Origin of the sequence: Streptomyces sp. NPDC059477, assembly GCF_042749375.1 — a bacterium.
Classification (GTDB): Bacteria; Actinomycetota; Actinomycetes; order Streptomycetales; family Streptomycetaceae; genus Streptomyces.
This window is the reverse complement of sequence record NZ_JBHYUG010000065.1, coordinates 39,330-46,189: the sequence shown is the minus strand read 5'-3', so window position 1 is coordinate 46,189 and position 6,860 is coordinate 39,330. Positions and strand designations below refer to the sequence as shown.

Annotated in this window: 4 protein-coding genes; all 4 read right to left on the bottom strand. The window is 71.7% G+C overall.

What is annotated here, in order from left to right:
- Window positions 1-78: 78 nt before the first annotated feature.
- The 4 genes from rho to ACFXAZ_RS27575 all read right to left on the bottom strand — a co-directional run bounded on the left by rho (window position 79) and on the right by ACFXAZ_RS27575 (window position 6,753).
- Window positions 79-2,175: a transcription termination factor Rho gene (rho, locus tag ACFXAZ_RS27590; RefSeq protein WP_384596699.1), complete on the bottom strand. Its 2,097-nt coding sequence runs from the start codon at window positions 2,173-2,175 to the stop codon at window positions 79-81.
- 423 nt (window positions 2,176-2,598) lie between these two features.
- The gene (thrB, locus tag ACFXAZ_RS27585) at window positions 2,599-3,555 is read right to left on the bottom strand and encodes a homoserine kinase (protein WP_384596697.1); all 957 of its coding nucleotides are present in this window, start codon (window positions 3,553-3,555) and stop codon (window positions 2,599-2,601) included.
- 840 nt (window positions 3,556-4,395) lie between these two features.
- Window positions 4,396-5,454: a threonine synthase gene (gene thrC / locus ACFXAZ_RS27580; RefSeq protein WP_384596695.1), complete on the bottom strand. Its 1,059-nt coding sequence runs from the start codon at window positions 5,452-5,454 to the stop codon at window positions 4,396-4,398.
- A 6-nt stretch (window positions 5,455-5,460) separates the two neighbouring features.
- Window positions 5,461-6,753, bottom strand: coding sequence for a homoserine dehydrogenase (locus tag ACFXAZ_RS27575; protein ID WP_384596693.1), 1,293 nt, complete (start codon window positions 6,751-6,753; stop codon window positions 5,461-5,463).
- Window positions 6,754-6,860 lie beyond the last annotated feature (107 nt).

Here is a 6,860-nt window from a genome sequence, read left to right as displayed (position 1 = left end):
CTCGTCGTCTGCGTCAGAGGTGTATAAGAGCCAGCCGGAATGGGGAGCGGCCACCTCAGGGCCGTGCGGGGGGGGCGGTCAGTCGCCGTTCCCCGGCGTCGGCGTCGTCTTCTGGATCTGCATCAGGAACTCGATGTTCGACTTCGTCTGCTTCATCTTGTCCAGCAGCAGCTCGATCGCCTGCTGCTGGTCCAGCGCGTGCAGCACCCGACGCAGCTTCCATACGACGGCCAGTTCCTCGCCGCCGAGCAGGATCTCCTCCTTGCGGGTGCCGGACGCGTCGACGTCCACCGCCGGGAAGATCCGCTTGTCGGCGAGCTTCCGGTCGAGCTTCAGCTCCATGTTGCCGGTGCCCTTGAACTCCTCGAAGATCACCTCGTCCATGCGGGACCCGGTGTCGACCAGAGCGGTGGCGAGGATGGTCAGCGAGCCGCCGTCCTCGATGTTGCGCGCGGCACCGAAGAACCGCTTCGGCGGGTACAGCGCGGTCGAGTCGACACCACCGGAGAGGATGCGGCCGGAGGCGGGCGCCGCGAGGTTGTACGCACGGCCCAGACGCGTGATGGAGTCGAGCAGCACGACCACGTCGTGCCCCAGCTCCACCAGCCGCTTGGCCCGCTCGATGGCCAGCTCGGCGACCGTGGTGTGGTCCTCGGCCGGGCGGTCGAAGGTCGAGGAGATGACCTCGCCCTTGACCGACCGCTGCATGTCGGTGACCTCTTCCGGACGCTCGTCGACCAGGACGACCATCAGGTGGCACTCGGGGTTGTTGTGCGTGATCGCGTTGGCGACCGCCTGCATGATCATGGTCTTGCCGGTCTTCGGCGGGGCCACGATCAGACCGCGCTGGCCCTTGCCGATCGGCGAGACCATGTCGATGATCCGGGTGGTCAGCACGCCCGGGTCGGTCTCCAGGCGCAGCCGGTCCTGCGGGTACAGCGGGGTCAGCTTGTTGAACTCCGGTCGGCCGCGGCCGTGTTCGGGCGCCATGCCGTTGACCGAGTCCAGCCGGACCAGCGCGTTGAACTTCTCGCGCCGCTCGCCGTCCTTGGGCTGGCGCACGGCACCGGTGACGTGGTCGCCCTTGCGCAGGCCGTTCTTGCGGACCTGGGCGAGGGAGACGTACACGTCGTTGGGCCCCGGCAGGTAGCCCGACGTACGGATGAAGGCGTAGTTGTCGAGGATGTCGAGGATGCCCGCGACGGGGATCAGGACGTCGTCGTCGGCGATCTGCGGCTCGTTGCTGCTGGTGCCGATCTCGTCGCGGCCACGCCGGCCCCGGCGGTCCCGGTAACGGCCCCGGCGGCCACGCCGGCCGCCCTCGAAGTCGTCGTCGTCCTGCTGTTGCTGCTGCTGGCGGTTCCCGCCCTGACCGCCCTGGCTGCTCTGGCCGCCCTGCGGGCTCTGGCCGCCGCCCTGCTGGCGCTGCTGCTGGCCGCCCTGGCCCTGCTGGTCGTCGCCCTTGTTGCGGCGGTCGCGGTCACCGCGGTCACCGCGGTCACGGTCGCGATCCCGGTCCCGGCCGCGCTCGCGGCGGTCCCGGCGGCGGCCCTCGGCGCCCTCACCGGCGTCGCCCTGCGGCTGCTGCGCGCCGTTCACCGGGGTCACGGGGGTCGCCGCGGTCTCGGACCGCGACTCGGTCCTGGCCTCGGCGGTGACCGTCTCGGGGCTGCCCGCCTCGGCGGTGGCCCGGCGGCGCCGGCGCTCGGCCGGGGCCTCCTCGGCGCCGCCCTGCTCGGTGCCGGCCTTGGTGGGCTGGCCGGGGATCTCGATCTGCTGCTGGGTCGCGGCCTGCTCGGCCGGAGCCTCGGTCTTCGCCTCCGCCTTCTTCGCCGCGGGCTTGTCGGCCTCGCCGGCGGGGTCGCCCGTACGGGCCCTGGAGGTGGTGCGGCGCTTGGGCTTGGTCTCGGCGGTGGCCTCGGCCTTGGGGGCCGCCCCGCCGGACGCCTGCGCCTCCTTGATGACCTCGATCAGCTGGCTCTTGCGCATCCGCGCGGTGCCCCTGATGCCGAGGCCGGATGCGACCTGTTGCAGCTCGGCCAGCACCATGCCCTCAAGGCCGGTACCACGGCGCCGCCGGGAGCCGGCACCGGTGGCAGGCGCGGAGGCGTCCGTGGCGGGCGCGGCAGCGGTCTCCTCGACACGTGCGCCCATCAGATCGGTGGTGTCGCTCACGAAGGGTCCTTCCCTGGAGCGGACGTCGGCCTGTCTGGCTCGGCGACCGGTTGTGCTGTCCGGCTTCGGTCCGTTCCGAGTGGACCGCGCCGGGGCGGTGGTCCGCCAAAGAGGCGGAAGAGATATCTGGTGATGGCGCTTCCCCTGGCCGTGGCATCCAGTGTCACGTGGCGTGGTCGCACCAATTCCGGAGCGTGCCGCCCGGCCCGCTCAATGTCGGCGTACGGCGTACTGCCCGCATACGAAGTACGAGACACAGTGCGGCTTGGGGGGCTCCCGGAAGGATGTCTGTCCCGGACGGGGACACGAGGCACCTCGCCATGGTGGGGTCGGGTGCAGACTTGAGGTTAACACTACCGGATCCAACAAACATTCCCCCTCTCCACATCCGGCAATCGCGTGCCTGATCGGCTCTGATCGGCCCTAATCCGTATCGGCGGCATGATCGGCCGCCGGGGTGCCGGTCGTCGCGAGCGGCAGCACACAGGCTCCTTGCGGGTCCAGGCCGAGCCGGTTGGCGGACCAGTCGGCCCCGGCGAGGGCCTCGACCTTGTCGGCGGTGTCATGGCCGGCCAGCGCCATCACGGTGGGTCCGGCGCCGGAGATGACGGCGGGCACGCCGTCCGCCCGCAGCCGCTCGACCAGCGCCGCGCTCTCGGGCATGGCGGGGGCGCGGTAGTCCTGGTGGAGCCGGTCCTCGGTGGCGGGCAGCAGCAGTTCGGGGCGGCGGGTGAGGGCCTCGACGAGCAGGGCGGCCCGGCCCGCGTTGGTGGCGGCGTCGACGTGCGGGACGGTGCGCGGCAGGAGTCCGCGGGCGGTCTCGGTGAGCACCGGCCGGCCGGGCACGAAAACCACCGGAACGATGGAATCCGACGGCTCCATCCTGATCGCGCGGGCGGCGCCGCCCTCCAGCCAGGACAGGGTGAAACCGCCGAGCAGGCACGCGGCGACGTTGTCGGGGTGGCCCTCGATCTCGGTGGCCAGCTCCAGCAGCGCGGCGTCGTCGAGCCGGGACTCGCCGCCTATGGTCACGGCGCGCGCGGCGACGATGCCCGCGCAGATGGCGGCGGAGGAGGAGCCGAGCCCCCGGCCGTGCGGGATGCGGTTGGCGCAGACGATCTCCAGTCCGCGCGGCTGTCCGCCCAGTACGTCGAAGGCGGTGCGCAGGGACCGTACGAGCAGGTGGCTCTCGTCGCGCGGGAGGGTCTCGCTGCCCTCACCGGCGATGTCGACGTGCAGCCCGGAGTCGGCGACCCGGACGACAACGTCGTCGTAGAGCCCCAGCGCCAGTCCGAAGGCGTCGAAGCCGGGACCGAGGTTGGCGCTGGTGGCGGGGACGCGCACCCGTACGGCGGCGGCGCGGAATGCGGGACCGGCCATCGCTCGATGACTCTCCTTGAGCTGCGTGATTGTCCGTGATTGTCGAAGACACTCGATAGACACTCGATAGACACTCGATGACGTACGACGAACCCTTCGGTCGCCTTTTGACCGCCGTGGGCGGGCGGCCGGCCTGGGCGCCGGGCCGCGGAGACGACGCGGCACCGCGGCATATGCGGCGGGCGGGTTCAGTACAGCCTATCGAAGGAAGGTTCCCGGGCGACATAGGGCGCACAGGAGGCGCACGATGCGTGTCGTAAGCCCCCCGTGCAACCCCTGACGGGGAAGCCCCTCGGCCGACGCCCTGCGGGGCTCGCCCCGGGACGACCGCGCTACGGGGCTGGCGCCCCGGTCCCGGGACGGGCCACGGCCGCCGGAGCCGTACTGCGCGTCACCGGCGGACCGCCCGCCCATCGGGGCCCGGGCAGCCCCTCCGGGCGCAGAAGGGACCCTTCCGCACTGGCCAGGACCCGGACGCCGACGGCGGGTCGGTGAAAGGTCCACGGCCGCCGGAAACGGTACTTCCCGTCACCGGCACGGCGCCCGCCCGACCAGCGGGCCAGGCAGCCCCGCCGAGCCCGGAAGGGGACCTTCCGGGCTGGTCGGGGCGCTGCCCGTGGTTGCTCGCCGTGCTTGCCCGTGTGCTCCGGGACCCGTCCGTCGTGCTAGGGCGTGTCTGACCATTCCCGTCGTCGCCCGGAGGGCGGCGCCGCGGGGTCAGGTGCGTGCACTCGGCGTGCCGGGCACGAGCCCTCGTACTGGTGGTACGTGGGCTTGTGCCCGGTGCGGCGAGAGTGCGTGCATGGCGTCGCGGGGCAGGCGGGAATTGTCAGACACGCCCTAGGCGAGGCCCAGGCGGGTTGCCGCGATGGCCGCGTCCACCGGGACCGTGACCGGCTGGGGGGCGCCGGCGACGGCCCAGTCGGGGTCCTTGAGGCCGTTGCCGGTGACCGTGCAGACGATGCGCTGGCCGGGGTCGACGTCACCGCGCTCGGCGGCCTTCAGCAGACCGGCGACGGACGCGGCGGAGGCGGGCTCCACGAAGACGCCCTCCTGCGCGGCCAACAGCCGGTAGGCGCGCAGGATCTCACGGTCCGTCACCTCGTCGATGAACCCGCCGGACTCGTCACGGGCGGCGAGGGCGAGGTTCCAGGAGGCGGGGTTGCCGATCCGGATGGCGGTGGCGATGGTCGACGGGTCCTTGACGATCTCGCCGCGCACGATCGGCGCGCTGCCGGACGCCTGGAACCCCCACATGCGGGGCGTCTTCGCGGCCACGCCGTCGGCGGCGTACTCCTGGTAGCCCTTCCAGTAGGCCGTGATGTTGCCCGCGTTGCCGACCGGCAGGACATGGATGTCGGGCGCGTCGCCGAGCATGTCCACGATCTCGAAGGCGGCCGTCTTCTGCCCCTCGATACGTACCGGATTGACCGAGTTGACCAGGGCCACGGGGTAGTTGTCGCTGAGCGCGCGGGCGAGCGTGAGGCAGTCGTCGAAGTTGCCGTCGACCTGGAGGATCTTCGCGCCGTGGACGAGGGCCTGGCCCATCTTGCCGAGCGCGATCTTGCCCTGCGGGACGAGCACGGCGGACACCATGCCCGCGCGCACCGCGTACGCCGCCGCGGAGGCGGACGTATTGCCGGTGGAGGCACAGATGACGGCTTGCGCCCCCTCCTCCTTGGCCTTGCTGATCGCCATGGTCATGCCGCGGTCCTTGAAGGACCCGGTCGGATTGGCGCCCTCCACCTTGAGGTGGACCTCGCAGCCCGTGCGCTCGGAGAGCACCTGCGCGGGCACGAGGGGCGTGCCGCCCTCACGGAGCGTCACGACCGGCGTGGTGTCGGAGACGGGCAGCCGGTCCCGGTACTCCTCGATGATTCCGCGCCACTGGTGGGTCATTGCTGGTTACTCTCCTTCAACCCGCATGATGCTGGCGACACCCCGCACGGTGTCCAGCTTGCGCAGCGCCTCGACGGTCCCGGAGAGGGAGGCGTCCAAGGCCCGATGGGTGACGACGACGAGAGAGGCCTCGCCGTCCTTGCCCTGCTGCCGGACGGTGTCGATGGAGACCCCGTGCTCGGCGAAGACCGTGGCCACCTGGGCGAGGACGCCCGGTTTGTCGGCCACGTCAAGGCTGATGTGGTAGCGCGTGACGACCTCGCCCATGGGCGAGACGGGCAGCGCGGCGTACGCCGACTCGCCGGGTCCGGTGGACCCGCTGAGCCGGTTGCGGCAGACGGCGACGAGGTCGCCGAGCACGGCGGAGGCGGTGGGGGCGCCGCCGGCCCCGGGCCCGTAGAACATGAGCTGTCCGGAGGCGTCGGACTCCACGAAGACCGCGTTGTACGCGCCGCGCACGGAGGCGAGCGGGTGGGTCAGCGGAATCATGGCGGGGTGCACGCGCGCGGTGACCGAGCCCCCGTCGGCGGCCCGCTCGCAGATGGCGAGCAGTTTGATGGTGCAGCCCATCTCCTTGGCGGAGGCGAAGTCGGCCGCGGTGACCTCGGTCATGCCCTCGCGGTAGACGTCGTCGAGGCGCACGCGGGTGTGGAAGGCGATCCCGGCGAGGATGGCAGCCTTGGCGGCGGCGTCGAAGCCCTCGACATCGGCGGTGGGGTCGGCTTCCGCGTATCCCAGCGCGGTGGCCTCGTCGAGCGCCTCCTGATATCCGGCGCCCGTCGAGTCCATCTTGTCGAGAATGAAATTGGTGGTCCCGTTGACGATCCCCAGGACCCGGTTCACCTTGTCCCCGGCGAGGGACTCGCGCAGCGGGCGGATCAGCGGGATGGCACCGGCGACGGCGGCCTCGTAGTACAGGTCCTTGCCGTGCTCCTCGGCGATGGCGTGCAGCGCGGCCCCGTCCTGGGCGAGCAGGGCCTTGTTGGCGGAGACGACGGAGGCGCCGTGCGCGAAGGCGGTGGTGATCAGCGACCGGGCGGGCTCGATCCCGCCGATGACCTCGACGACGACGTCGATGTCGCCGCGCTTGACGAGGGCGGTGGCGTCGGTGGTGATGAGCGCGGGGTCGATGCCGTCCCGCACCTTCCCGGGCCGCCGCACGGCGACCCCGGCCAGCTCCACGGGGGCGCCGATCCGCTGGGCGAGGTCTTCGGCGTGCGTCGTCATGATGCGGGCCACCTCTGAGCCGACCACTCCACAGCCCAGCAGCGCCACTTTCAGCGGACGCGTACGCATCATCCGACCTCGTTTCCTTCTTACATCCGTTTACCGGCTGGCTTCTCAGGGTCTCACCAGTCCGGGCCCCACCAGTCTCACTCACCGGACGGGACTTTCTGCCCCTGGTC